At 60.5% G+C, this 24,274-nt stretch carries 21 protein-coding genes and 2 pseudogenes; 13 read left to right on the forward strand and 10 right to left on the reverse strand.

The features are described 5' to 3' along the window. The coding region (locus F0169_RS05495) for a murein L,D-transpeptidase catalytic domain-containing protein (RefSeq protein ID WP_172979339.1) at window positions 1-256 on the reverse strand (256 nt) is incomplete at its 3' end. A 40-nt stretch (window positions 257-296) separates the two neighbouring features. Between F0169_RS05495 and F0169_RS05500 the strand changes: the two genes are divergently transcribed. Further along, a complete protein-coding gene (locus F0169_RS05500; protein WP_122249492.1) occupies window positions 297-1,883 on the forward strand; it encodes a L,D-transpeptidase family protein in 1,587 nt (528 codons plus the stop codon). Window positions 1,884-1,956: 73 nt separating this feature from the next. Here the strand turns inward: F0169_RS05500 and F0169_RS05505 are convergent, their stop codons facing one another. The 5 genes from F0169_RS05505 to F0169_RS05525 all read right to left on the reverse strand — a co-directional run bounded on the left by F0169_RS05505 (window position 1,957) and on the right by F0169_RS05525 (window position 6,208). Beyond that, window positions 1,957-2,460 (reverse strand): P-loop nucleotide/nucleoside kinase family protein, encoded by a 504-nt coding sequence (locus F0169_RS05505; RefSeq protein ID WP_152745946.1) that lies wholly within the window; start codon window positions 2,458-2,460, stop codon window positions 1,957-1,959. A 40-nt stretch (window positions 2,461-2,500) separates the two neighbouring features. Further along, window positions 2,501-3,547, reverse strand: a complete 1,047-nt coding sequence (locus F0169_RS05510; RefSeq protein ID WP_152745947.1) for an alginate lyase family protein — start codon at window positions 3,545-3,547, stop codon at window positions 2,501-2,503. A 113-nt stretch (window positions 3,548-3,660) separates the two neighbouring features. After that, window positions 3,661-4,794 (reverse strand): PAS domain-containing sensor histidine kinase, encoded by a 1,134-nt coding sequence (locus tag F0169_RS05515; RefSeq protein WP_122249489.1) that lies wholly within the window; start codon window positions 4,792-4,794, stop codon window positions 3,661-3,663. Continuing rightward, the gene (locus tag F0169_RS05520; protein ID WP_152745948.1) at window positions 4,784-5,599 is read right to left on the reverse strand and encodes an alpha/beta fold hydrolase; all 816 of its coding nucleotides are present in this window, start codon (window positions 5,597-5,599) and stop codon (window positions 4,784-4,786) included. The genes F0169_RS05515 and F0169_RS05520 overlap by 11 nt, the downstream gene beginning before the upstream one ends. A 114-nt stretch (window positions 5,600-5,713) precedes the next feature. Further along, entirely contained in the window at window positions 5,714-6,208 is a 495-nt protein-coding gene (locus F0169_RS05525) for a DUF1543 domain-containing protein (RefSeq protein WP_152745949.1), read from the reverse strand. 287 nt (window positions 6,209-6,495) lie between these two features. Between F0169_RS05525 and F0169_RS05530 the strand changes: the two genes are divergently transcribed. Continuing rightward, a complete protein-coding gene (locus F0169_RS05530; protein ID WP_152745950.1) occupies window positions 6,496-7,263 on the forward strand; it encodes a C1 family peptidase in 768 nt (255 codons plus the stop codon). A 73-nt stretch (window positions 7,264-7,336) separates the two neighbouring features. Here F0169_RS05530 and F0169_RS27725 read toward each other — a convergent pair. Continuing rightward, window positions 7,337-7,438 (reverse strand): annotated as a pseudogene (locus F0169_RS27725) (Hcp family type VI secretion system effector); the annotation flags it as partial. A gap of 705 nt (window positions 7,439-8,143) precedes the next feature. Between F0169_RS27725 and tssC the strand changes: the two are divergent. From tssC to tssM, 10 genes and pseudogenes are all read left to right on the forward strand, one after another. Then, window positions 8,144-9,618 (forward strand): annotated as a pseudogene (gene tssC, locus F0169_RS05540) (type VI secretion system contractile sheath large subunit). Next, window positions 9,615-10,034 (forward strand): type VI secretion system baseplate subunit TssE, encoded by a 420-nt coding sequence (tssE, locus tag F0169_RS05545; protein ID WP_058414048.1) that lies wholly within the window; start codon window positions 9,615-9,617, stop codon window positions 10,032-10,034. Before tssC ends, tssE begins: the two are co-directional and overlap by 4 nt. Beyond that, window positions 10,024-11,811: a type VI secretion system baseplate subunit TssF gene (tssF, locus tag F0169_RS05550; RefSeq protein WP_152745951.1), complete on the forward strand. Its 1,788-nt coding sequence runs from the start codon at window positions 10,024-10,026 to the stop codon at window positions 11,809-11,811. The genes tssE and tssF overlap by 11 nt, the downstream gene beginning before the upstream one ends. Continuing rightward, entirely contained in the window at window positions 11,775-12,767 is a 993-nt protein-coding gene (gene tssG / locus F0169_RS05555) for a type VI secretion system baseplate subunit TssG (RefSeq protein WP_152745952.1), read from the forward strand. Before tssF ends, tssG begins: the two co-directional genes overlap by 37 nt. Before the next feature lie 149 nt (window positions 12,768-12,916). Next, the gene (locus tag F0169_RS05560) at window positions 12,917-13,048 is read left to right on the forward strand and encodes a type VI secretion protein (protein WP_152745953.1); all 132 of its coding nucleotides are present in this window, start codon (window positions 12,917-12,919) and stop codon (window positions 13,046-13,048) included. A gap of 12 nt (window positions 13,049-13,060) precedes the next feature. Continuing rightward, window positions 13,061-14,257 (forward strand): type VI secretion system-associated FHA domain protein TagH, encoded by a 1,197-nt coding sequence (gene tagH / locus F0169_RS05565; RefSeq protein WP_152745954.1) that lies wholly within the window; start codon window positions 13,061-13,063, stop codon window positions 14,255-14,257. Window positions 14,258-14,262: 5 nt separating this feature from the next. After that, window positions 14,263-14,748, forward strand: coding sequence for a type VI secretion system lipoprotein TssJ (gene tssJ / locus F0169_RS05570; protein WP_152745955.1), 486 nt, complete (start codon window positions 14,263-14,265; stop codon window positions 14,746-14,748). A gap of 1 nt (window position 14,749) precedes the next feature. Continuing rightward, a complete protein-coding gene (gene tssK, locus F0169_RS05575; protein WP_152745956.1) occupies window positions 14,750-16,078 on the forward strand; it encodes a type VI secretion system baseplate subunit TssK in 1,329 nt (442 codons plus the stop codon). 5 nt (window positions 16,079-16,083) lie between these two features. Continuing rightward, complete coding sequence (gene icmH, locus F0169_RS05580; RefSeq protein ID WP_152745957.1) at window positions 16,084-16,950, forward strand: type IVB secretion system protein IcmH/DotU; 867 nt, start codon at window positions 16,084-16,086, stop codon at window positions 16,948-16,950. Window positions 16,951-16,965: 15 nt separating this feature from the next. Next, entirely contained in the window at window positions 16,966-20,274 is a 3,309-nt protein-coding gene (tssM, locus tag F0169_RS05585; RefSeq protein WP_152745958.1) for a type VI secretion system membrane subunit TssM, read from the forward strand. Between the two features lie 87 nt (window positions 20,275-20,361). Here the strand turns inward: tssM and F0169_RS05590 are convergent, their stop codons facing one another. Then, window positions 20,362-20,691 carry a DUF6388 family protein gene (locus F0169_RS05590; RefSeq protein WP_172979340.1) on the reverse strand — a complete coding sequence of 110 codons (330 nt, stop codon included), beginning with the start codon at window positions 20,689-20,691 and terminating at the stop codon, window positions 20,362-20,364. Window positions 20,692-20,762: 71 nt separating this feature from the next. Further along, on the reverse strand, window positions 20,763-21,017 hold the full coding sequence (locus F0169_RS05595; RefSeq protein ID WP_058414038.1) for a hypothetical protein: 255 nt from the start codon (window positions 21,015-21,017) through the stop codon (window positions 20,763-20,765). Window positions 21,018-21,349: 332 nt separating this feature from the next. Here F0169_RS05595 and F0169_RS05600 point away from each other — a divergent pair, with 332 nt between their 5' ends. Next, a complete protein-coding gene (locus tag F0169_RS05600) occupies window positions 21,350-23,422 on the forward strand; it encodes an EAL domain-containing protein (protein WP_152745959.1) in 2,073 nt (690 codons plus the stop codon). Here F0169_RS05600 and F0169_RS05605 read toward each other — a convergent pair. Beyond that, on the reverse strand, window positions 23,419-24,267 hold the full coding sequence (locus F0169_RS05605; protein ID WP_122249479.1) for a metal-dependent hydrolase: 849 nt from the start codon (window positions 24,265-24,267) through the stop codon (window positions 23,419-23,421). The genes F0169_RS05600 and F0169_RS05605 overlap by 4 nt on opposite strands. Between the last annotated feature and the right edge of the window lie 7 nt (window positions 24,268-24,274).

Consider the following 24,274-nt stretch of genomic DNA (forward strand, 5'->3'; position numbering starts at 1 on the left):
AAATCCACAGCCGACGGGCGGTCGAGGGCTGCGAGTAGTCAATAACCGCTAGGCGATCGGAGCGTTCCTCGCCGTTATTAACCGCGCACTGCACTGCATTCAGAGCGCTTTTCAGTACAGTGGGATTGAGTTCTGGAGCCGAGCGCGCCAGGCTGCTATATAAGTTAGGCGTAGTGCGATTGGCGGCGAGCGCAAGATTGCTCAGCATCGCCAGAGTCAAGGTGATCAAGCCGAGACGGCGCATTAAAGTCAGCATCTGCGGTACTTCCCCCGGCCGTGGATTGGAGCCAAGTCAATTGTTCAAAAAACACGCATGTTACTTGAGCCTTTGCCTGCTCGTTGCACCACTGGTCGCCACAGCGGATGAGTTGCCGCTGGGCGAGGTTGCGGTTATTCCTGCCAGCCCTGTGCAACAGGCGCTCGCGCAGTTGGCCAGCGTTTGCCCCGGCCTTGCCCCGCCTATCGATGCGGCGGCGCAATTGCGTTTGCAAGCGCTGTACCAGCAGCAGGGTGATGTACCGCTGTGGTCTGACGAAGATCGGCGCCAGGCATTGCACGCGCAGTTGCTGATGCTGGCCGACGATGGCCTGGACCCGGCGAGTTACAGCCTGCCGAACGCGGACGCCACGGGCAACGTGCTGTGCGCCGACATCAGCACCAGCCAGCATTACCTGCAAGCCTTGCAAGACCTGCATTACGGGCGTTTGCAGCAATCGCGTTTCGAGCCACTGTGGCATTCGCAGCCGCCCGTGCGCGACCCGAATACCGAGGTGCTGGCTTTTGCCGCGAGCGGCCTGCAAAACATGGCCCAGGCGTTCGATCAAGCGCGCCCCAGCGCCGATCTTTACCGTAGTTTGCGCAACGCCTATTCCAGCGTGCGCCTGCAACCGTTGCCGCATTGGGGGGCCGTCGCCGCCGGCCCGTTATTGCGCCCTGGCATGGAAGACCCGCGCGTGCCGGAGCTGGCGCAGCGTTTGTACAGCGGCGGCTATTTGGCCAAGGCGCCCACCGGCAACGGCAAGCAGTATCAGGATGAACTGGTCAAGGCGGTCAAGGCCTTCCAGCTCAGCCACTCGTTGCAAGCCGACGGCGTGATCGGTGTGGGCACGGTGGCCGAGCTCAACATCAGCCCGGCGATGCGCCGCGACCAGTTGCGCATCAACCTTGAGCGGTTCCGTTGGCTGGCCCAGGACCTGGAGCCCGAAGGCGTGCTGGTCAACGTCGCCGCCGCGCAACTCAGCGTTTACCAGAGCGGCATTCCGGTGTGGCAAACGCGCCTGCAAGTCGGGCGTGCCGAACGCCAGACGCCGTTGCTCAAATCACGCATCACGCGGCTGACCCTCAACCCGACCTGGACGATTCCGCCGACGATCATGCGCGAGGATAAACTGCCGGCCATCCGTTTGAACCCGGAATACCTGCGCCAGCAGAACCTGCAGGTGCTCGACGCCGAAGGCAATGCGCTGGCGCCGGAGCAGATCGACTGGGCGCGCCCCGGCAACATTCTATTGCGCCAGGAAGCCGGCCCGCGCAACCCGCTGGGCAAGATCGTGATGCGCTTTCCCAACCCGTACTCGGTGTACTTGCACGACACGCCGAGCCAGCCGCTGTTCACCAAGGGGCCGCGTGCGTTCAGTTCAGGCTGCGTGCGGGTTGAGCAGCCATTGCTGTTGCGCGACCTGCTGGTGACCCCGGCCGAACGCGCGCGCACCGATGAGCTGTTGGCCACGGGCGTGACCCACGAATTCAGGCTGGCCACGCCCGTGCCGGTGCTGTTGGGCTACTGGACGGTGGAAGTCGATCGTCAGGGCGAGTTGGTGTATGCGCCGGATATTTATGGGCGCGACCTGGTATTGATGAAGGCCATGGGCACAGTGCTTTGAGGCGTAAGCTGTAATCTGTGGGGTGGCAAGCGGGCTTTTGTGGGGAGCGGGCTCGCCACACAAACCCGGCACTTCACCCAAGGCTAACCCGCGCCAGAATCAGTGCAACAGCCTCTTGCGCCGTCAGCAGCGCCGTATCAACCGTCAACGGCGTCTCATCCCAAACCTCATACTCATGCGCTGCTACAGATTGCCAACTCGGCGGCACTAGCCCTGGAATATCACCCGCGCGGCTTTCCACGCGGCGCTGGTGTTCTTGCCGATCAGAGCAAATCACCTGAATACCCAGCAACTCAACACCCGCCTGCTGGGCGACCACTGCCCACGCCTCGCGGCTCTCGCGCACAGGGTTCACACAATCGGCGATCACCGCGCGGCCCAAGCGCAAATTGCTCAGCGCCACTGCATTCGCCACGGCATAACCGCTGGCGCCGACATCGCCGGCCAATACACCCGAACCGCGCAGCGCCTGCTCTATCACATCAATGCGCAGATAAACCGCACCCGTTCGGCGCGCCAGTTCGCTGGCAATCGTGGTCTTGCCGGTGCCGGGCAGGCCGCTGAAGACAATAAGCATCATTAATCCTTTAAGACGAGGCCGGTCAGTCTAGCCGTGCTTACTTCAAATAGCAGGCGCTGATCCAATCCGCTGGCTGGGCCGCCAATTGCTTGGCCACCGGCAAATAACGCGGGTTCAACTGCGCCGCCAGCCAAAACAGCGTCGCGCTGCTTTTGGGCTCCCACGTACCGCTGTAGCCGGCTTCGCCAACGCCTGCGCGGGCTTTGTCGAATGGCACGTGGGTGTGCACGAATTCCTGGTGGCTGCGTTGCCCACTGGCATACGGCACCAGCCAATCCAGGGCGGCGCCCAACGAAGCGCCATTCGCAGTGATGTTCAGCCAGTCGCCGCCGATGCCGTAGGGTTTGGCTGCCAAGGCGGCTTGCACCAGCGGCTCCAGGTCATACACCACATAATGCAGGGCATCGCGGTCGTGGAAGTCCGTCACCGAGCCGTCGGCCAGGATGTTATCGGCGACCTGCTGTTTAAACAGTTGGTGAGCCTGCTCCAGCATGGCCCGATCGCCCAATGCGGCGGCGGCCACGCTGATCAATTTGACGCGATGGCTCTGCCAATTATTGGTTTGAGTGGTTTTTTTTGGCCCATGCACTTGCTGAATATGCGCGATATAACCGTTGCCCAGCGTGCTGATCAAGCGACGGCTGGCGTCGCGGGTTTGCGCGCGCAAACTGTCGGCCGTGAGTGCATAGGCCGTGATCAGCATGTCGAGGTTGGTTTCGTCGATCGGGTTGAAGTCCGGCTGATACACCTCGGCCCACGCGGCGAGGTAGTCGTCGACTTGCTTGAGGTAACGCGGGTCACCACTCAAGCGCCAGGCCAGCGCCGCCTGACGCATCACCGGCCAGTCCTTTTCGGCGGCAATACTGGCGTCGCGAATGCCCTGGTGAGGCAGCGTGCCTTCGGTGTGCACATGCGGCAGCGGCGCCGGCTGATCGGCCACATGCCGTTGGGCAGCGGCCAGAAAGGCTTTGGTCGCCGGGTTCGACGCCGCCGGTTGGCACAGGCTGGGCGGTTGCGCAGCCGCTGTGGCCGCCTGGTAAAACGCAGCCAGCAGGGCGGCCAGCGCGAGGTTGGTTTTTTTCATCGCAAAGTCTGCCGAACGAGGTCGCGCCCACGCTAGCACAGGGCCGAATCGGCGTTGATGAAACTGCCGTATGCTTAGCGTTCCATTCAGCTCGCCGCCGCGCGCATCAAGTTCTAGAATTTCACGGTAAACGTGGTGCCGTTGGTCGCGCAGGAACTCACCGCCACATCGCCGCCATGCACCCTGGCGAGCTCGCGCACGATATACAAACCCAAGCCCACGCTGCGCACATCGCTGCCTTGGTCGGTGCCACGTGTCATCGGCTCGAACAGCACCGCTATCAGCGCTGCGGGGATCACCGCGCCATGGTTGTGTACCGAGATCTCGCAGCCGCCGGCGCCCAGACGCGAGGTGATGGTGATCGGCCTGAGCAGGTCGCCATACGCCACGCTGTTGGCCACCAGGTTGCCGATAATTTGCTGCACACGGTCGGCGTCCAGGCAAGCCTGGCCAGTGCCTTCGGCTTGATGCTCTAGCGTGGCCTTGGGAAACGCCACGCGCAGTTCGTCTACAGCGCGCTGAATCACCTCGTGCAAGTCCAGCGCCGCCGCCTTGATCGTGATGCCGTGGCCAACGCGCGCCTGGGTGAAGTCCAGCAGGTCGGCGATCATGCGCTGGGCGCGTTCGGAGGACTGGGCGATATGGCCCAGTAATTGGCTCTCTTTGGCGGTGCGTTGGTCACGGCTGAGAAAGTCCGACGCCATGCGGATGGCCGTGAGCGGATTCTTCAAGTCGTGACTGACGATTGCCACCATCTGCTCGGCAAACAAAGCGCGGCGCTGGGCGATGGCATACGCCTCGCTCAACTCGGCCTGGGCCTGTTGCAAGGCGATTTCGGTGGCGGTGCGTTCCTGCAAGCGGGCTTCGGCCAGGTTGCGCGCGTTGAGCAACTCGCGTTCGTACTTGTCGCGGTCGGTGGTGCCGAACAGCGCCAGGTCGTAGACCACAGCGCCAGCCTGTTCGCGCTTGTTGCCATTGAGCAGCACGGTCACCTTGCGCCCGTCGCTGTGCAGCATGTCGAGCTTCACTTCGCTGACGCCGCCGCGCAGGCGCAGCATCGGCGCCAAGTGGGTCTGGTGGAAAATCCGCCCGCCCATCGTCAACAGGTCTTGAAAGCGCCGCCCACACAGCTCGGCAGCACTGAACCCGAACCATTCGCTGAACCGCGCATTGGCTTGCAGGATCGTGCCGTCTTCTGCCGTGACGGCGAGGGCACAGGCGGCGCTGTCGAACAGCTCAGACGGCATCGGCGATAGCCCACGGGGCCAGGAAGGTTTCCATCGCCGCCGCGCACGCGTGCGGCACGCTCATGTGCGGGCAGTGACCGACGTTGTCGAGCAGGCAATACGTGCTGTTGGGCATCACACGGTGCAGGTATTCGCCCACCGCCACCGGCGCGATCAGGTCGTCGCTCGATTGCAAGATGAGCACCGGTGTCGTCAGGCCGATCACGTCCTGGCGGTTGTCCGACATAAACGTAACACGCGCAAACTGCTTGGCGATGTGCGGCTCGGTGCGGCAGAAGCTGTCTGCCAGCTCTTCGCCCAGCGCCGATTGGCCAGTAGAGCCCATGATCACCGGGGCCATGCTGCTTGACCAGCCGAGGTAGTTGCTGTCGAGGGTGTCGAGCAACTCGTCGATGTCGTGACGCGTGAAACCGCCAACGTAACCGACGTCATCAATGTAACGCGGCGAGGGGCCGACCATCACATGCGCGGCGATGCGCCCTGGCGCCATGCGGTCGGCGAGGGTGCCGATCATCGCGCTGACCGAGTGGCTGACCAGAATCACCGGGCCTGCGCCGAACGCGTCGATAATCTCGTTCAAGTCCGTCGCATAGCCGCTCAGCGAGCTGTACTTGACCGTGTCGAAAGCACTCAGGTCCGACAGGCCGGCGCCTACCAGGTCGTACATGACCACGCGGAAGCGGTCGACGAATTGCGGCGCCAGGTAATTCCACAGTGTCTGGTTGCAGCCGAAACCGTGGGAAAACACCAGCGTCGCCGTGCCGTTACCCATCACACTGACATTGTTGCGGTGCTTCAGGTTCATGCGCGCTCTCGTAGATGGCGTATTGCTATGCGTGCGCGCAGTTTAGATAGTCGCGCGCGCGGGGTCACGCGTTATAGCGCCGATCAGACGAAGTCGGCACCTTGAGCAGCAGCATCAGGCCAGCACGATATAGTCATTCTGCTGAATAATCGGTCGATGCACGCCTTGCACCAGGTGAATATAGCGACCGTCTACCAGGTCAATCGGCAGGCAGTCGTCAATATCCATCACCGCGTCGGTGTGGGCCTGGGACCAGTGGCGCAACATCTGCTGCTTGCCCTTGCTGGTGGCTTCGCGTTTGTTGCGGGCGACCACCAACAGGTAATGATGGGCCTCGCCAAACGCGTTGGCTTCATAGCCGCCGAGGTTGATGAAGTACAGGCGTTGCGCATCCGCCTGGGGCGCCAGGTGGCTGACTTCGACCTTCCAGCCGTCGACGCCATCGACCGCCATCCATGAATCTACATGCACACCCTTGGGGCTGCCGAACCATTCTTCGCGCAATTGCGGGTAAGTGGCTTGCAGCGTTTCCGCTACCGCGAACACCACATCGTGAACTTCAATTTTAGCCCGTGGGTGTTTACCCCCGAGCATGACGACAAACAGCATTGCAGGTTCTTCCTGGCGACATGGCAAAGGCTAACGATACGTCGATTGAAGCTTTTTGTCCGGTCACTTCGATTAAGCGACTTGCAAAGTCGCTGTTTTTTTAAAACTTTATAATGACCTGTTAGCGATCCGTCATAAAAACGTCATCACGTTTTAATTGATTTGATTAACGCCCGAGCTTACGGTTACCTGCTGGTTTTTTAAGCCTGCACTCATTTACGCTAGAGGCGTGTGCTTATAAAACTGGCCTATATTTTTCTGACTATTACATTACGAGGATAATATCGATGGCGTACACAGTGAAGCAGTATGGCTGGATTCGTGACTTACCCGATCACCGCGATCATTTGTATGCTGCGCCCCCCGCGATGTTGGCGGCACTGCCGCCTTCGGTTGACCTTCGACCCCAATGCCCGCCGGTCTACAACCAAGGCCAGCTGGGCAGTTGCACTGCAAACGGGATCGCCGGAGCGATTCAATTTGATCGCATGAAGCAAAAGCTTACGCCGCTGTTTGAACCCTCCCGGTTGTTCATTTATTACAACGAACGTGTGATTGAACACACCGTCGACTCAGACAGCGGAGCGATGATCCGTACGGGGATAAAGAGCGTCGGCGTGCAAGGCGATTGCCCTGAGTCGGAGTGGCCTTACGATATTACGAAGTTCACCGTAAAGCCACCGCAGAAGTGCTATACCGATGCAAAAAAATATAAGGCAGTTCAATATCAAAAAGTGGCTCAAAACCTGAATCAGATGAAAGGCTGCCTGGCCGCCGGCTACCCGTTCGTGTTGGGATTTTCTGTTTACGAAAGTTTGGAAAGCGAGGAAGTGACAAAAACTGGCATTGTGCCAATGCCCGCATCGACCGAAAAAATGCTCGGAGGGCACTGCGTACTCGCGGTGGGCTATGACGATGCAAAGCAGCGTTTTATTATTCGTAATTCCTGGGGAGAGGCCTGGGGAATGAAAGGCTACGGCACATTGCCGTACGGTTACCTCATGAATGAGAATTTATCCTCAGACTTTTGGACCATCAGGATTGTCGCGGCCTAGCGCTGGTAATGGCATCACCCGCGGGCAGAAACGGCGCCGTCCCCGGTGGCCGTTTTTGCCTCATCCTGGGCTCGCCAGTGACCGGGCGGCGCCAGTCGTCCCATCCGCAAGTACCGGCCAGTTCGTGCGTCCAGATAATCTTGCGATAGCTGAAGTGCATATCTTCCACATGCGTGATGATGATTGATCGAAGACAGTGCAGATCATTAAAGGCTTATACACCCTTAATTGCGCGCCCTGATAAAACCAGAGGGTAGCCAAACTGGGCGCATTGTATTGACGTAAGTTTAAACGCTGCTCGGGTGCTTTAAATGAAATGGCTTGCGCGCCCGTGTGCAGTTATTGGCTCATGCTGTGCCTGCGCCTGGCGTTTGAGTATCAGGATGAACTGAGTTGTCGAGGCGCGGCTACGCTGCGCAACATCCTGCGTAGGGCTTTGTTTGTATGGGCTGTAGGGAATTGCTTAAGTGCTGGTCGGGCACTTGCTGAATGCTTTTGGCATGGCTAAGGTTTGCTCACTTCTGCAAACGCTCTACACGGCGTTAAACGCATCAGGCTGCGCGTCTGAAGTTTTATCAGTGAGGCGCTTATTATTTTATTTCGGACGTGGCTCAGTCATGGGTTACTCAGGTGCTGTGTGTGCTTATTACCTTGAACTTGCTGTATCGCCCTGCTCGCAACGCAATATTGCCGGCAGCGATATATAGGTTTCAAGTGAGTACCCATTCCTGGAGTTAGAACTGGGCAGCCTGCAATAGATCACGAAAAACACGCCCATCGAGCAGGCGCTGGCAGATGACGATTCCCGTGCTCGGGTATTGGCGAGCTTGGGTTAAGCGCGCCCTGCGCCTGACATTCTCAGTAAAAGGACACTGACACCATGAACACCCGACCGCAGTTGCTACCGGCTCGAACCGCTGACGAACACAGCATGCTCGACAGCATCATTGCGCAGACGTTTTTGAGCGTGGATGACGAGGCGTACGGCATTGCCAGGCGGGGTGTTGCTGCGTTTATCGAAGAGCTGCTCAAACCGCAGAACCGCGGCGAGCCGGTGAAAAAACGCCTGGTTGATCGAATGATTGCCGAGATCGACGTGAAACTCAGCCTGCAAATCGATGAGATTCTGCATCACCCGGATTTCCAGGCGCTGGAGTCTGCCTGGCGGGGGCTTCAATTGCTCGTCGACCGCACCAACTTCCGTGAAAACATCAAGATCGAACTGCTGAATGTTTCACGGCGTGACCTGCTGGACGACTTCGAAGACTCGCCGGAAATCACTCAGGCCGGGCTCTACAAGCATATCTACAGTGCTGAGTACGGCCAGTTCGGTGGCAGCCGGTGGGCGCGATTATTGCCAACTACTTTCTGTCGCCCGGTGCGCCGGATGTAAAGCTGATGCAGTACGTGTCGAGTGTGGCCAGCATGGCCCATGCGCCGTTTATTGCTGCGGCCGGGCCGGGGTTTTTCGGTTTGGAAAGCTTTACCGACCTGCCTGACCTGAAGGATCTCAAGGATCATTTCGAAGGCCCGCAATTTGCCAAATGGCAACGCTTCCGTCAGAGCGAAGAGGCGCGTTATTTAGGCCTGACGCTGCCGCGTTTCCTGTTGCGAACCCCTTACGATCCCCTTGAATGCCCGGTCAAAACCTTTGCCTATCAGGAAAACGTGGTCAACAGCCACGAGCACTACCTGTGGGGCAATACCGCCTTCGCGTTTGCCACGCGATTAACCGACAGCTTTGCGCGTTACCGCTGGTGCCCAAACATTATTGGCCCGCAGAGCGGTGGCACGGTGGAGGATTTGCCCCTGCATCACTTCCAGAGCATGGGTCAAATCGAAACCAAGATTCCTACCGAAGTGCTGGTTTCGGACCGCCGCGAGTACGAACTCGCCCAAGAAGGTTTTATTGCCCTGACCCTGCGCAAGGGCAGCGATAACGCGGCGTTCTTTTCTGCCAGCTCTGCGCAGAAACCGAAAAGCTTCGGGGTGAGTGCCGAGGGCAAAGCCGCCGAGTTGAATTACCGCCTGGGCACACAGTTACCGTACATGATGGTGGTCAATCGCCTGGCCCATTACCTCAAGGTACTGCAACGCGAGCAATTGGGCTCGTGGAAGGAACGTACCGACCTTGAGCTGGAGCTCAATAAATGGATCCGCCAGTACGTCGCCGACCAGGAAAACCCCAGCGCCGAAGTGCGCGGGCGGCGCCCGTTGCGCGCTGCGCGTATCGCGGTGAGTGATGTTGAAGGCGAGCCTGGCTGGTACCGCGTCAACCTCAGCGTACGGCCGCACTTCAAGTACATGGGCGCGGACTTCACGCTGTCGCTGGTCGGCAAACTCGAAAAAGCATGAGAAAAGCTCAGGGGATACCCGATTATCGCAGCCTTTTCGAGCGCCTCGAAGGCCGTATACCCGCGCAGGTCGATAGCCTGACGTCGGTGGCCAGGCACCTGCAGAACATGCTCGGCACACGTGCCGGCAGCGTGCTGGCGCTGCCTGACTACGGGCTGCCCGACCTCAACGATATGCGCTTGAGCCTGCACGAATCATTAACCCAATCGCGCCTGTCGATTGAACGTTTTATCCAGGCCTACGAACCGCGTTTGAGCAAGGTGCGTGTCATCGCCTTGCCGGAGGCTTGCGACCCTTTGGCCTTGGCCTTTGTGATTGAGGCGGCGCTGGTCATCGACGGTGTGTTGCAAGCGGTTGTGTTCAATGCGCGGTTGAGTGGCGGCGGGTGCGTCGAGGTATTACCTGATGGCCTTTAACCGCTTTTACCAAAGTGAGCTGAGTGCCTTGCGCACACAGGGGCGGCGGTTCGCTGAACGCAACCCCGCGTTGGCGCCGTTTCTCGCCGATGCGGGCCAGGACCCGGATGTAGAGCGCTTGCTGGAAGGCTTTGCGTTCCTGACCGGGCGCTTGCGCCAGAAGCTGGCTGACGAGCTTCCCGAGTTGACGCATTCGCTGATGCATTTGCTGTGGCCGAACTACATGCGACCATTACCGGCTTTCAGCATCTTGCAGTTTGAGCCGCTGAAACACGCGTGCGCCACGGTGCGCGTTGATCGGGATACGACGGTTGAAAGCGTGCCGGTCAACGGTGAGCGCTGCCGCTTTCGCACCTGCTACGCGACCCAGGTCATGCCGTTACAACTGAGCCGCCTGGAGTACCTGCCTCAAGGCCCCCGCACACTGCTTAACCTGCGCCTGGCGATGAGCGCCGAGGGCCATTTCGGCGAGTGGTCATTCGACCGATTGCGCTTGCACCTGGCGGGTGAGCGAGCTGTCAGCCAGGGTTTGTACCTGAGCCTGTTGCGGCATCTGGACGGCATTCAACTGCTGCTGCTTGACCACGAGGGGCGCCCGATACACGCAGGCGATGGGCAAGCGTTATCGCTGCGCCTTGCCGCGAGCCAGGTACAGCCCGTGGGGTTTGACGCGGATCAGGCGCTTATTCCCTATCCGCCGAACACCTTTCACGGTTACCGGCATTTGCAGGAATATTTTGCGTTTCCCGACAAGTACCTGTTCGTTGATGTGACGGGCTTCGATGCATTGCAATCGTTGCCTCACGAATTGCTCAAGCAGGCGCGGAGTGTGGAGCTGCGATTTGAACTGCGCACCGCCGAACATCAGCCGCAGTCGCCCAGCCTGGACAACGTAAAGCTGTATTGCACGCCAATCGTCAACCTGTTCAAGCAGGACGCGGTGCCGATTCGCCTCGACGGCAAGCAAGATGAATACCTGCTGGTACCCGGTGGGTTTGCACGCGGTAACGCCGAGGTGTTTTCGGTTGACCGCGTGACCGGCTGGCGACCCGGCGGGCTGGGTTACCAGGCGTATGTGCCGTTCGAATCGTTTGAGCATGACCGCGAAGGTGGCGGCTTGGCGGGTGCGCCCAGCTACAGCATTCGCCAACGCTCATCGGTGCAACACGCCGAACTGGATACCTGGTTGAGTGTTGGTATTGGCCCCAGGCAGGCTCAGGAAACGCTGTCGGTCGAGCTGACGTGCACCAACCACAACGTGCCACGGCAGTTGCAGGTGGGGCAGATCAACCAGTCGTGCGAGCAGACGCCGGCGTTTCTGTCGTTTCGCAATATCAGCGTACCGACCGCGAGTTTCGCACCGCCGCTGGACCAGGACTTTCTGTGGAAGCTGATCAGCAACATGTCGCTCAACTACCTGTCATTGACCGACACCCGCGCCCTCAAAGTCATCCTCGAAACGTACGACGTGCCGAGTTATCACGACCGCCAGGCGCACAACGTCAGCCAGCGAAAGCTGGATGCGTTAAGCAGCGTCAGCCATGCAGCCGTCGACCGCATGTATCGCGGGCTGCCGATCCGCGGTTTACGCGTCGACCTGAACCTTGACGCCAACGGCTTCGCAGGCCAGGGCGACCTGTTTGTTTTCGCCTCGGCCCTGAATGAGTTTTTTGCCCTTTACGCCAACCTGAATTCGTACCACGAACTGCGGGTCACCAGCACACAAGGAGACGTGTACCTATGGCCACCCCGGATGGGCCAGCAGCCCCTGCTTTAACCGAACTGACGCGGGTGATCCGTGAGTACTCGCTGTTTCAGGCGGTATTGCAGGTGATCGAACGCCTGCGCGACGCCCACCCGTTGCTCGATGACGACGCCCTGTACGACCACATCGAGTTCCAGGCCAACCCGGGTTTGGGCTTCCCTGGGCACGACATCGATCGCGTGGAGTTTTTTCTCGAACGTCATCAATTACGCGCGCGCCTTCGCCTCAACGTGCTCGGCTTGTTGGGTGCCGGCTCGCCACTGCCTGCGTTTTATCAAGAGCAGACGGGCGGCAGCACCACGCGCGACTTTCTGGACGTGTTCCACCACCGCTTGCATCGGCTGATGTTGCCGATCTGGCGTAAATATCGCTATCGGGCGTGTTTTCGCGAGGGCGCCAGCGATGCGTTTTCCGAGCAGATGTTTGCATTGGTCGGCTTGGGCAGTCGGCAGATTCGTGACGCTGCGCACCTTGACTGCAAACGCCTGCTGCCCTGCCTCGGGTTGCTGAGCCTGCGCGCGCATTCGGGCGCGCTGATCGAAACCGTACTGCGTCACTACTTCACGCTCGGTGGTGTGTTCATCGAGCAGTGGGTTGAACGCAGCGTGATCATCGACCACACGCAACGCAATCGACTGGGTGCAGCGAATAACGTGCTCGGCGAGGACCTGTTGCTGGGGCATCGGGTCGCCGACCGCAGCGGTAAATTCCGGGTGCATGTGCAGGGCTTGAGTTGGCAGCGCTTTCACCAATTCCTGCCTGACGGCAGCGCTTACAGGCCGCTGTGTTCAATGGTTCGGCTGACGGCAAGAGGCCCATTGGAATACGACGTACGCCTGGGGTTGGCCGCAGGCGAGGTGAAGCCTTTGCATATTGGTGAACGCAACGTCTGTCGCCTCGGGTGGACCAGTTGGCTGGGGCACGAGAGTGCCGACGGCGTGGTCACCCTCGCCGCAAATACTCATTAGGGGCTGATGCTTATGACCACTCTAGACCTGCAACAACGGCTTCGCACAGGGCCGGCCGGTAAGGGCCGCGCAGCCTGCGGGGAATGCTGAATGACCTATCTGTGGAACCTGCGCTTCGCCGCCGGCCGCATCTTCATGGGAGATACCTGATGCCTGACCGTCCGTGGCAAGCCTTGGTGCTTGTGCTGTGTTTGTTGAGCGGCTGTAACGCCAATTACGTGTTTGATGATGCTGACTATCGTCCCTTGGGTGACTCCCAAGTGACCCAGCGCGGCCAATGAAGAGGGTCTGCCATGCAATTAGTGCTTGAGGTGTGTGATACCGGAGGCCGTGAACCGTCACTGCGTAAAGTGTTTGACGGCGTAGGCGGCGTAGTGGGGCGGGGGGCTGGTTGCGACTGGGTTATCCCGGACCCCAGCCGATTACTGTCAAACCACCATGGGTTGGTCAGCCACCGTGATCAGCGGTACTTTTTGACCGACATCAGCAGCAACGGTATCCGCTTCGTGGGCAGCGGCAAGCCGCTGCAAAAAGGCCAGGCGCACTTGATCGTTGAGGGCGATGCGTTCCAACTGGGGCCGTTCGCCCTGCGTGCGCGGCTGGTTGAGCGCGTGGCCGAAAGGGCGCCGCTGCAGGTTCCAGTGCCCTGCGCCGAACGTGCGGTGATCCCGGACGACGCGTACCTGGGCCTGGACCCGCTTCACGCCCTCGACCGCCAAGCGCTGCAACAGGCATCCTCGGCTGAACTGGATGCGTTGACCTTGCCAACCGACGTCTGCGCGACATGGGCGCAGCGTGGCTCAGTGGCGCAGGAACATCTGGCGATACCCACGCTGGCGATTCCCCCGCCAGCGGTGGAACCTGTGCGGCCGCGTGTGTCTGCGGCCCACGTCGACGAAACCTTCTGGGCGCAGTTCGCGCAGGCGCTGGGCATCTGCCTGGATACACTTGATACGGCTGGCCGTGAGGCGTTGGCAATCAACGCGGCGCGTGCGCTGAGGCACGCCATCAGCGGTCTGCAACAGAGCCTGCGAACGCACCAGGAACTCAAGCATGAGCTGAACCTGGGCGGCACTGGCCCGCCGCGCAAAAACCCCAATCCGCTGCATGAAAGTGTGGATGTCGAGGCGGCTTTGGCAGCGTTGCTGGGCACCGCCGAGTCGGCGCAACCGAGTGCCGAGGTGGCCATTGCGCAAGTCTGCCGGGAGCTGCAAGTGCACCAGGTCGCCCTGCTGGTAGCAAGCCGCACGATGGCGCGCACGGCGCAGGCGGCGTTTGCGCCTGGCCACTTGCTGCGTTGCTTTGAACGTGACGCCACGCCCTCCAGGTTTTTTGCCGACGGGGCGCATTGGCGCGCCTACCAGCGGCACTACCAACGGCTGGTTGACGAGCAAGCGTTGAGTGCGCAGGCAGTGCACCCCGACTTCATCAACGCTTACGAGGAGCAGGTGCGGTTGGCCGGCGCGTTGTTCGCCGGGTACTCAGGATGACGCTGATGAACCGCGCCAGCGTTGCGCTGATGTGGGTCGTCATGGGTCTGCTGGCGGGGTGCAGCAGCCTGTCACCGTTTTCGACGTTGACCAAACTCGACCTGACGTTGACCGCCAGCGAACAGCTTAACCCCGACCTCAACGGGCGCCCCTCGCCGGTGGTGGTGCACCTGCTTGAGTTGCAGCACCCGGTTGCCTTCGAACACGCGGATTTTTTCAGCCTGTATGAGCGTGCCGAGCTGGCGCTGAGCAAAGACTGGGCGCGCAGCGAGGAACTGGAGTTGCGTCCCGGCGAGCACGTGGCATTCAAGCTCAGGAGCGAGCCGCAAAGTCGCTACGTCGGGGTAGTCGCGGCTTACCGCGACTTGCCCCATGTGCAATGGCGATGGGTACTGGCGTTGACCCCACAGCAAGTGACGCGAGCGCATCTGGTGCTTGATGAGTCGGGTATTCGCCTGGCTGACCCACACGTTGGCCTGGCGGAGAAGTGATATGCACGTTCATAAGGTTATCTGGCAGGAAGGCATGTTGCTGCGCCCGCAGCACCTGCAACACAGCGATCGTTACTACGATCAGCAGCTCAACCGCACCCGTTTGCTGGGCAGTGACGCCTGGGGGTTTCTGACCCTGGACATCGACGTGCAGTACCTCAACATGGGCAAGCTGGTGGTCAATCACGCCAGCGGCGTATTGCCTGACGGCAGCCTGTTCGAACTGACCACGGCCATGCAACCTCTGGTGTTGGACGTGCCGGCCAGCTCGGGAAGGCAAGCGGTTTACCTGGCCCTGCCGATGGCAACCGGCAATCAGGTCGAAACCCGCACGCCGGGGCAGCGCGACGTATTGGCGCGCTACATCACCAGCGACATCGACGTCGGTGACTCAAACACCGGCCTCGATTCCAGTTGCCGGATCAGTTGTGCACGGCCCGACTTTCGCCTGTTGCTGGGCGAGCAACCGAGTGATCAGGCCTACGTGAAGCTGAAAATTGCGCAGGTGTTGGACGCCTCCAGCGAAGAGGGGATCAGAATCGATACTGATTTTGTGCCGACGTTCATCCATCTGCAGGGCTCGGGTTTTGTATCGTCATGCCTTAAAGAAGTGATCAGCCTGCTCGCCAGCCGGGGTGATGCGATTGCCGAGCGCATTCGCGGCAAGGGCGCGACCGCGAGTGCCGAGGTGGGCGACTTTCTGCTGTTGCAATTGATCAATCGCACCGAGCCGGTGTTGCGTCACTACCTGGCGCAGGCGCACGTGCGTGCCGAGGCGTTGTACCGTGCGCTGTTAGCCATTCTGGGCGAGCTGTCGACGTTTGCCAGTGACAGCAAACGCGCCTGCCTGGAGCTGCGTTACCTGCATGGTGACCAGGGCGCAAGCTTTCGCGCGCTGATGGCGCAGATGCGTGCGGTGCTGTCGATGGTCCTTGAGCAGCACGCTATCGAGTTGGCGTTGCAGCAGCGCGAATACGGCGTGATGGTCTGCCCTGTGAGTGATCTCAAGTTGCTCGGTACGGCCACCTTTATTCTGGCGGTCGCCGCGCAGTGTGACGCCGAAGAGCTTCGTCACCGTTTACCGGCCCACCTCAAGATTGGCCCGGTGGAGCGTATTCGCGAGCTGGTCAACCTGCACCTGGCGGGTATCAAGGTCAAGCCGCTGCCGGTGGCGCCACGGCAAATCCCGTTTCACGCCGGTAAAACCTATTTCATGCTCGAACTGAGTGCACGTGATGTCGGGCAGTTGGAGCAATCGGGTGGTTTTGCGTTCCATGTCGGCGGCGAATTTGCCGGGCTGACGCTTAACTTCTGGGCTATCAGGAATTGAACAGCATGCACCTGGACAGTGAATACCCGCAGGATGAAAAAACCGTCTTGCTTGATCGTGACGGCCTCGGCCCGGCGCAGGGGCGGCTAACCGACTTCGTTTCGCCGCCGCGTTTCGAGCAACTGCAAGACCGCATGATTTATGCCGCCGCCGTTCCAGGCGGGCAGCCTTTCAAGGTCGGCCTTAACAGCCTGGTCGCCGCCGCGTGGGGCGTGTTGTCTGAGGTGGTTGAACTGAAGGTCAGCGCCGGCCGGGAAAACCTGCAAGCGCTGAATGAGCGCCTGGCCGCGAGCATCAATCGCTTCGAAGCGCATGCGCTGCACGACGGTGTGGAGAACAGCCAGGTGATTTCCGCGCGCTATGTGCTGTGCAGCGTGATTGACGAAGCAGTGGTCACCACCGCATGGGGCAGTCGCAGCGACTGGTCGAAGATCAGTTTGCTGAGCCGCTTTCACAGCGAAACCTTTGGCGGTGAAAAGTGCTTCCAACTGCTCGAGCGCCTGTCGCGCGACCCGATCAAGCACGTGGCAATCCTGGAATTGATTTACCTGTGCCTGTCGATCGGGTTTGAAGGCAAATACCGCGTCGCCGAGCGAGGCGCGGTGCAACTTGAAGCGGTGCGCGATGCGCTGTATCGGCAGATAAGGCAGGTGCGCGGCGACCCACTCGCGGTGTCGGCGCTGCCAGCCACGTCGAGGCAAACACGGCGCAGGCGGCTGCCGATTATCTCGGCCAGCGGCTTTATGGCATTCGCTGTGGTCGCTTTGCTGGCCATGTATTCGGGCGTTGCCTGGGTATTGGGGCAAGAGCGCGAAACTGTGCTGCACACCTTTCAATCTCCGGCGCCGGAACTGACTCCGACGCCCTTGTAACGCTGGGAACATTGAATGAACGCATTCTTCAAGGGCGCGTGCGCCCGGCTGCGCATAGTTTGGGTTTGGAGCTTGCTACTGGTGCTGTCGAGCGCAGCCCTGGTCTGGTTTTTCGGGCCGCTGCTGGCGATTGACGACCAGCGCTTCTGGCAGGGCTCTACAGCTCGCCTGTTAACCATCAGCGCACTGTGTCTGCTGTGGGGGCTGGCGATGGTGAGGGTGAGTGCCCGCCATACCCTGCGCCCCGCAACCGCTGAACAGCGCACACGTCACCAGCATCAGGGGTCGATAGAGGCTGAGCGCAAGCACCTGCGTGGCCGCTTCAAGGAAGCGCTGCACAGCCTGAAAAGCGCGCGCCTGTACCCTGGGCGCAGCGCGCGGTGGCGCACTGACTTGCCGTGGTACTTGCTGATCGGCAAACAGGGCAGCGGCAAGACCCGTTTGTTGGCGGCGAGCGGGTTGCAATTGCCGCTGGACCGAACCGCAGCGCCCAGCGCAGACGGTGCTGCTGACTGTGACTGGTATTTTGCCAATCAAGGCGTTGTGGTTGAGAGCGCGGGGCGTTATGTGAGCCAACCCGACAGCGCGGTCGATGCGGCGGGTTGGTCGACCTTGTTAGGCCTGCTTAAATCCAGGCGCCGGGCACGTCCGCTGAATGGCGTGGTGGTGGCGTTGTCGGTGCAGACGTTGCTCGCAGACAATGAGCATGACCTGCAACTGCATGCACGGCACATTCACACCCGCTTGCAAGACCTGCAGCAGACGCTGCATGTGGATGTGCCGCTGTACTTGGTGCTGACCCAGGCCGACCGCATTCCGGGCTTTACCGAGTTCTTCGAGACACCCCAAGGCGCTGGCGCGGACGAGGTGCTGGGTGAACTTATTGCCATCAGCAAAGCGGGGGTGCAAATGGCGCAGGTGCGCCAAGCGTTCGAGGCGTTGTTGCAGCGCCTGAGTGGCGAGTTGATCCAGCGCTTGCATCAGGAACGCAATGTTGAGCGGCGTGGCCGCATGCTCGATTTTCCGCAGCAGGTTGCACGCCTCAGCGAACGCTTTTATGGGTTTGTCGAGGTGGCGTTCTCGGCGCAGCGCAATCAACGCATCAATGGCTTGCGAGGTTTTTACCTCACCAGTGCGAGCGAGCGGCGTTCACGCTTTGCCCAAGGCCTGTTTAACCAGGTGATTTTCGCCGAAGCTGATCTGGCCGGGTTGAACGCACGGGAGTATCGGCGCATCGGTTGGCGGCAAGCCGGGTTGGCAATCGCCGTAGGCTTGCTCATCGGGGCGGCAGGCCTGCTCTGGATGCACAGCTATTCGTACAATCATCAGCGCCTGGAGCAACTGGCACAGTTAGGTAAAACCGCTACGCCTGCGCAGCCGGGGGCGGATGAGACGCTGAAGTTGTTGCCGATACTCGATGCGCGGCTGGCGGCGACGCGGGTGTTTCCGGCAGTGGCAGAGGTGCCGTGGATTGAGCGCGCCGGGTTGTTCCAGGGCGAGGTGACTCGCCCACTGTTAGCCAGTGCGTATGAACAAAGCCTGCAGCAGATGGTGGCGCAAATCGCCGCGCTCCTGGAAGTACAGGTGCGCGCAAGCCTGGGCGATCGCGAGCGGTTGTTGGACAGCCTGCGTGCCTACCTGATGCTCAACCTGCGCGAGCGTCGTGATAGCGGGTGGCTGGCGGGGCGTGTGGCGAGCCATTGGTCTGAGCGCTTTGCCGGTGAGACCGCGGTGCAGCGTCGCCTTAATGAACATTTCGGGCGGCTGCTTGAGCAACCGTTTGTGGCAACGCTGGATGATGCGCTGGTCGCCCAGGCGCGCCAGGTGTTACGTGGCGAGTCGCTGGCCGATGTGGTGTATCGCGTGTTGCGTGAGCAGTCGCGCGACCTGCAACCCAACCGTCTCACGGACGGCACTGTGTTGACGGCGCTCGAGGAGCCCATTGCGGGTTTTTACAGCAAACGCTATGTGCAGTATTTCGACAAGCAAGGCCCGCGTTTGCTTAACGCGATTGTCCAGGATAACTGGGTGCTGGGGCAGGCGACCGACCTCAATGCGATGGATATGCGCCGGTTGATGGTCGAAGTCGAGCAGCGCTATTTCAGCGAGTACGCCGATGCCTGGAGCCGTGCGCTGAGCCGCATCAAGCTGCACGACACTGATGGCCTCAGGCAGGGCACCGAACAGCTGGCGAGCCTCACATCGGCGCAGTCGCCATTGGTGCTGCTGTTGCAACAGGTGAGTGAAAACACCCGCTTGGTGCCGGTGACTGAACGCCTGGAAGAGCAGCGCCGTGAAGCCGGCGATGATGCCGCGCGACGCGCCTTGCAGCGCCGTTTCGAGCCCTTGCATCAACTGCTGGATGAGCAGCAAAACCCGGGGGCGGAGTTGACTCAGGCGTTACGTCAGCTGGATGCATTGCACCTGCAACTGGCCGCACTGAACCGCGAAGGTTCACCTGCGCAGGCGGCTTTTCAGATGGTCAAGCGCCGCCTGGAAGGGCAACCCCACACGTTTGGCCAGTTGCGCGACAGCGCCGCGCGCTTGCCGCTGCCGCTCAAGGGCTGGATCGAAGGCCTGGCCGACGATAACTGGCGCCACCTGTTCGATGAGGCGTATGTGCATGTCAACCAACGCTACCAAAGTGAGGTGCACAGCCTGTACGCCAAGGCCATCCGCCAACGCTACCCGTTCAACGCCCACGCGAGCAGCGATGTGGCCTTGAGCGATTTCGAGGAATTTTTCAAACCGCAAGGCGTGCTGGCGCGCTTCCATGAAACGTACCTGCGGCCGTTTATCAGCGTCGACGGCGGGCGCTACCGGTTACGTAGCCTGGATGGCCGCAGCCTGCCGATCTCGCGATCACTGCTGGACCAGTTGTCCAAGGCGCAGACCATTCGCCGAGGTTTCTTCAGCGAAGGCGAGGGCCAGTTGGCGGTCCGATTTACGCTGGCACCCTACAGCCTTGACCAAGCGGTGAGCCGGGCCGTGTTTAGCTTTGGCGGTCAACAGTTGGAGTACCGTCATGGGCCGATTGTGCCAGTGGCGTTCGAATGGCCAAGCACAGTGGAAAATGGTCGCAGCAGCCTGGTATTGGAACGCGGCGCTGCACGGGCGCTGGGCATCGAGAAAAATAGCGGGGCGTGGTCGCTGTTTCGCTTCTTTGACTTGATGCAAAACGAGCCGGCCAGCGGCCGCGATGCGCAGATACTCAAGTCCGACCTTGGCGGTTTGCGGGCGAATTATCTGCTGGTCAGCCAGCGTATGCCCAGCCCGTTCCAGTTGGACACCTGGCGCACGTTCCGCTTGCCGGAGCAGCTATGAGCCCGCGTATGAGCCCGCGCGCCCCCGGCAGTTGCCGACGCACTGTTGGCCGGCGTGACGCTCGGCCCTGGTTCAGGTAGGCGCGGCTCAGCCAGGCACATCATGCAGCTTGCAATATTCGTCCCAGCTCAACCCGGCCATCTGCGCGACCTCTTTGTGCACTTCCAGGCGCTGGGCTTCAAACTCGTCAGCGGAGTGCGCGGTCAGTTTCAGGGTCAACTCCCACGCGAACAGGCCTTGCTGTTCCGCTTCGGCCTCGAAGGCTTCATGCAGGCGTTCAGCACGGTACTGCGCGAGGGTTTCGCCCTTGGCCTGCGCGGCCAACGGGTTGAGGGAGTCGAGTTGCGTGGCGACGTCCGGGTGCTCGTTCAAAAAACGGTCCAGGGCGCGCTGGTGATTATCACCGGGTTGCGACACGTGCGTGTTCCTGTTCAGGTGAGGCAGCGCAGGGCGCTGAGCGTGGCGGGGTGAGGCACCGGGCGCTTGGCCTAGTTGGACGATTGCCGGTCGCTGGTCGACTCGCGGCGAACCGCACGGCGACGCGCGCGCTTTTGCGACCTGCGCTGCATCCAGTGCTGCAAGGGCGTCAACGCGAAGAACATCAGGTACGCGGTGAGTATCAGCGCCAGGTCTATCCATGTCTCGGCAATGGGGCCGATAAACAGCTCGATGACCGCCTTGACCACAAATAACAACGCCATGCAGCCCAGCAGCTGCAAGGCGGTCAGAACCAAGGAGTGCATCGGGGTGCTTCGCTTGTGCTTTTTGATGAGCTTGTCTCCTTTGGGCCTGATTCCATTTCAGGCAATCTCCATTGCGGTCGCGAGTCCGGTGCGCCAAGGCGTGTCACACCCGCGAAGACGGTTAATGGTAACCAATCGATTTGGCTTAGTAGATGAAAGATGTCAGAAAGTTCGTTTTTTTTTGAGAAATCAGCTTAAAGGTCGGCGCGCGCTCTCAAAATACGCCCCGAGGCCGGGTAAAAGCCTTTCGCATGGGCTATCAGGGCGTGTAGCTTGGCTGCAGATTGAGGCTGCCTGCTGCGGGCAGGGAGCAACGGACAGAGGGACGGGTCATGGCGCAAAGGCTGTTCAAACTTTTCCTCACTCAGCGCCTGGCGGCCTTGGCCAGCACTGAATCGTTGCGGGCCATCCGTGAAGGCTTGTTGTGGATTTTGCCCTGCCTGCTGGTGTCGACCGGCTTTTTGATTCTGGCTGAGTGCGCCAGGGTGCTGGGCCTGGACGCGCACGTGGTGGGTTTTTTTTCCGGGCTGCATAACCAAATCAGCTCAGTGATCCCGTTGTTGGTGGCGGCGTCGATTGGTTACATGCTGGCTATCCAGTACCGCCTGCCACAATTACCGGTGGCCTTTTTATGCCTGGCCCATGTGGTCATCGCCACGTTTGTGCTGCGTGACTATCCCAGGGCCGCGGCTACCTTTGTGCTGTTTATTGCTATCGCCTCGCCACTGCTGAATGTGCCGGCGATTGCCTGGCTGCACCGCTTTCGCTGGACGCGCCTGGTCAACGAGGACCTGGTAGGCCACAACCTGCGCGGCACGATCAATATGGTCTTGCCGGGGGTGATAACGGCGTTGGTGCTGGTCGCGCTGCTGTTGTCGCTGTTGCAAATTAATTATGTGGCGCAACTGCAAGGGCCGCAGGTACTCGATGTGCTGCAGTCGCCGTACGGCAGCGGCTTGTTTGTGACCTTGATGAATTCGCTGCTGTGGTTTTTCGGCATTCACGGTCTGTACGCCTTGCAGCCGTTGTTTGACGTGCTGGACCAGGCGGTGGTGCTGAACGGCGTCGCGCTGGCCGCGAGTGAACCCGTCAAATACGCGCTCAACAGTGGCTTGTTGGGCTGTTTCGCGTTTATCGGTGGTTCCGGCGGTGCGTTGTGCCTGCTGTTGGCGATCTTGCTGTTTTCCAGGAGCCGGTCCACGCGCTTGCTGGCAATGGCGAGTTTGCCGCTGTCGTTATTCAACGTCAGCGAAGTGCTGCTGTTCGGCTTGCCGATTATTCTCAACCCGCGTTTGTTTATTCCGTTTTTGCTGGTGCCGGCGTTAAACACGATGCTGGCATTGACCGTGGTGCAACTCGGTTGGGTCGCACCCGCAGTCGCCAGCGTACCGTTTAATGCGCCGGTGTTGCTGAACGCCTACCTCAGCACTCACGGGGACGTGGCGGCCGTGCTGCTGCAAGTGGCGCTGCTGGGCATCGGCACCCTGGTGTACGCGCCGTATGTACGTGCGCTGCACCGCCAGGCCAGTGAAGGCGGCACGGTGTACCTCAAGTCGTTTGACATGACCTTTCGCGGCCTTGAAGAGAAAGGCCGGTTGCTTGAGCTGGACCCGGTGTTGGCCTCGCACCAGACGCGCGCACGCGAGGCCAACGAGCTGAGCCGCATCCAGCAGATCAGCGATTACGAGTTTTACCTCGAATTTCAGCCTCAGGTCTCTACCCGCACGGGGCTGTGTACCGGCTGCGAAGCGCTGATGCGCGCCCGCGACAACCAAGGCACGGTGCATTCGCCGTGGGAGTTCCTGCAATGGCTGGAGCAGGCGCGGCTGATGCCGGACGTCGACGTGTGGGTGGCCTCGCAAGCGGTGCGCCAGTACGTGAAGTGGCAAAAGGACGGCTTTGCCTTGCCGATGACAATTAATGTCTCCAGCGCCACCCTGAGGGACACGGTGTACGGCGATCGCCTCGTGGAAATACTCGCCCAGGCGCATGGGCAGGTGTCGGTGGAGATTACCGAGGCCGCGTTGGTCAGCGACATCCAGGCCACCCGCCAGACCATCGACAAACTCCAGGCGATTGGCGCCAAGGTGTATATCGATGACTTCGGCACCGGGTTTTCCGCGTTGAGTTATTTGCACCAGTTCCCGGTGGACTTCATCAAGATCGACCGCAGTTTTGTGGTGGCCCAGCGCGACCCCAAGGGCGCTCAGGTGCTCACCGGCATGCTGCGTCTGTGTGAGGCGCTGAACCTCAGCGTGGTGGTCGAAGGCGTTGAGACCGCCGAGCAGTTGGCGTTTTTCACCACCAGCACCGAGTTGTTTATTCAGGGCTGGTATTTCAGCAAAGCCTTGCCCGGCGAGCAGTTGCCGGGCTTTGTACGCGAGCGTGCGGCGGCGCAGGTTTAAGCGGGCTGCGAGGCGTAGTCGCGCTGGGTCTGTTCGATTTCTTCGAGCAGCGTGTCAATGTCCGCCAGCCGCGCGCGGTTGTCGTGGTCCCACGGGTGAAAGCCTGGTTTGAAGTAGTGCAACCACGGCCGCAGCATGCGCGGGAACACACCCTTGGGGCCGTACAAAAACTTCAGCATGCGCCAGAAGCCCTTTACGTGACCACCGGCCTTGCGGTCGGCGATCAACAGGCGCAGGTGAAAATCAAACACCACCAGCCAGAACAACAGCGTGGTGATCAACATCGTCCCGGTGCGCAATAAATAGCGCGCGGGGCCGGGCTTGATCACGCGGTTCCACACATCGAACGCCACGGCCTTGTGTTCGGTCTCTTCGAGGGCGTGCCAGTACCACATTTGCCGGTAACCCTTAAGCGACTCGCCAAAACGCGAGGGGTCGCTGAGCAGGATTTCCGCGAGCATTGCGGTGTAATGCTCAAGGGCGATGGTCACTGCCAGATTGAAGGCGGGCGGCAGGTGTTTTTTTTGCAGGTCGAGGATGGTTTTCAGGCGCCGGTCGAGGGTGCGCGCGGGCAGGCCGGCGGTTTGCATCAGCTCGTTGTAGGCCACGTGTTCGCGGCTGTGCATGGCTTCTTGACCAATAAAACCCTGAATCTGCTTTTTTAATTCAGGGTCGTCGATGCGCTGGCGGTAGTGGCGCACGCTGTCCATGAAAAACAGCTCGCCCTGGGGAAACAGCAATGACAGCGCATTGAAGAAATGCGTGATGAATGGCCCTTGCTCATGCCAGTTTTTGACGCGTTCGGCAGGCAAGGCAAAACGTATATCGCGACGGATGGGCAGCATCGTTAGG

It is taken from the genome of Pseudomonas kitaguniensis (genome assembly GCF_009296165.1).
Taxonomy (GTDB): Bacteria; Pseudomonadota; Gammaproteobacteria; order Pseudomonadales; family Pseudomonadaceae; genus Aquipseudomonas; species Aquipseudomonas kitaguniensis.

Coding starts and splice junctions, on each gene's coding strand:
- tagH (WP_152745954.1), top strand. CDS start 13,061: ATGCAATTAGTGCTTGAGGTGTGTGATACCGGAGGCCGTGAACCGTCA.
- F0169_RS05510 (WP_152745947.1), bottom strand. CDS start 3,547: ATGAAAAAAACCAACCTCGCGCTGGCCGCCCTGCTGGCTGCGTTTTAC.
- icmH (WP_152745957.1), top strand. CDS start 16,084: ATGCACCTGGACAGTGAATACCCGCAGGATGAAAAAACCGTCTTGCTT.
- F0169_RS05595 (WP_058414038.1), bottom strand. CDS start 21,017: ATGCACTCCTTGGTTCTGACCGCCTTGCAGCTGCTGGGCTGCATGGCG.
- F0169_RS05525 (WP_152745949.1), bottom strand. CDS start 6,208: ATGCTGTTTGTCGTCATGCTCGGGGGTAAACACCCACGGGCTAAAATT.
- F0169_RS05600 (WP_152745959.1), top strand. CDS start 21,350: ATGGCGCAAAGGCTGTTCAAACTTTTCCTCACTCAGCGCCTGGCGGCC.
- F0169_RS05515 (WP_122249489.1), bottom strand. CDS start 4,794: ATGCCGTCTGAGCTGTTCGACAGCGCCGCCTGTGCCCTCGCCGTCACG.
- F0169_RS05520 (WP_152745948.1), bottom strand. CDS start 5,599: ATGAACCTGAAGCACCGCAACAATGTCAGTGTGATGGGTAACGGCACG.
- tssK (WP_152745956.1), top strand. CDS start 14,750: ATGCACGTTCATAAGGTTATCTGGCAGGAAGGCATGTTGCTGCGCCCG.
- F0169_RS05505 (WP_152745946.1), bottom strand. CDS start 2,460: ATGCTTATTGTCTTCAGCGGCCTGCCCGGCACCGGCAAGACCACGATT.
- F0169_RS05530 (WP_152745950.1), top strand. CDS start 6,496: ATGGCGTACACAGTGAAGCAGTATGGCTGGATTCGTGACTTACCCGAT.
- tssG (WP_152745952.1), top strand. CDS start 11,775: ATGGCCACCCCGGATGGGCCAGCAGCCCCTGCTTTAACCGAACTGACG.
- F0169_RS05605 (WP_122249479.1), bottom strand. CDS start 24,267: ATGCTGCCCATCCGTCGCGATATACGTTTTGCCTTGCCTGCCGAACGC.
- tssJ (WP_152745955.1), top strand. CDS start 14,263: ATGAACCGCGCCAGCGTTGCGCTGATGTGGGTCGTCATGGGTCTGCTG.
- tssE (WP_058414048.1), top strand. CDS start 9,615: ATGAGAAAAGCTCAGGGGATACCCGATTATCGCAGCCTTTTCGAGCGC.
- tssF (WP_152745951.1), top strand. CDS start 10,024: ATGGCCTTTAACCGCTTTTACCAAAGTGAGCTGAGTGCCTTGCGCACA.
- tssM (WP_152745958.1), top strand. CDS start 16,966: ATGAACGCATTCTTCAAGGGCGCGTGCGCCCGGCTGCGCATAGTTTGG.
- F0169_RS05560 (WP_152745953.1), top strand. CDS start 12,917: ATGCCTGACCGTCCGTGGCAAGCCTTGGTGCTTGTGCTGTGTTTGTTG.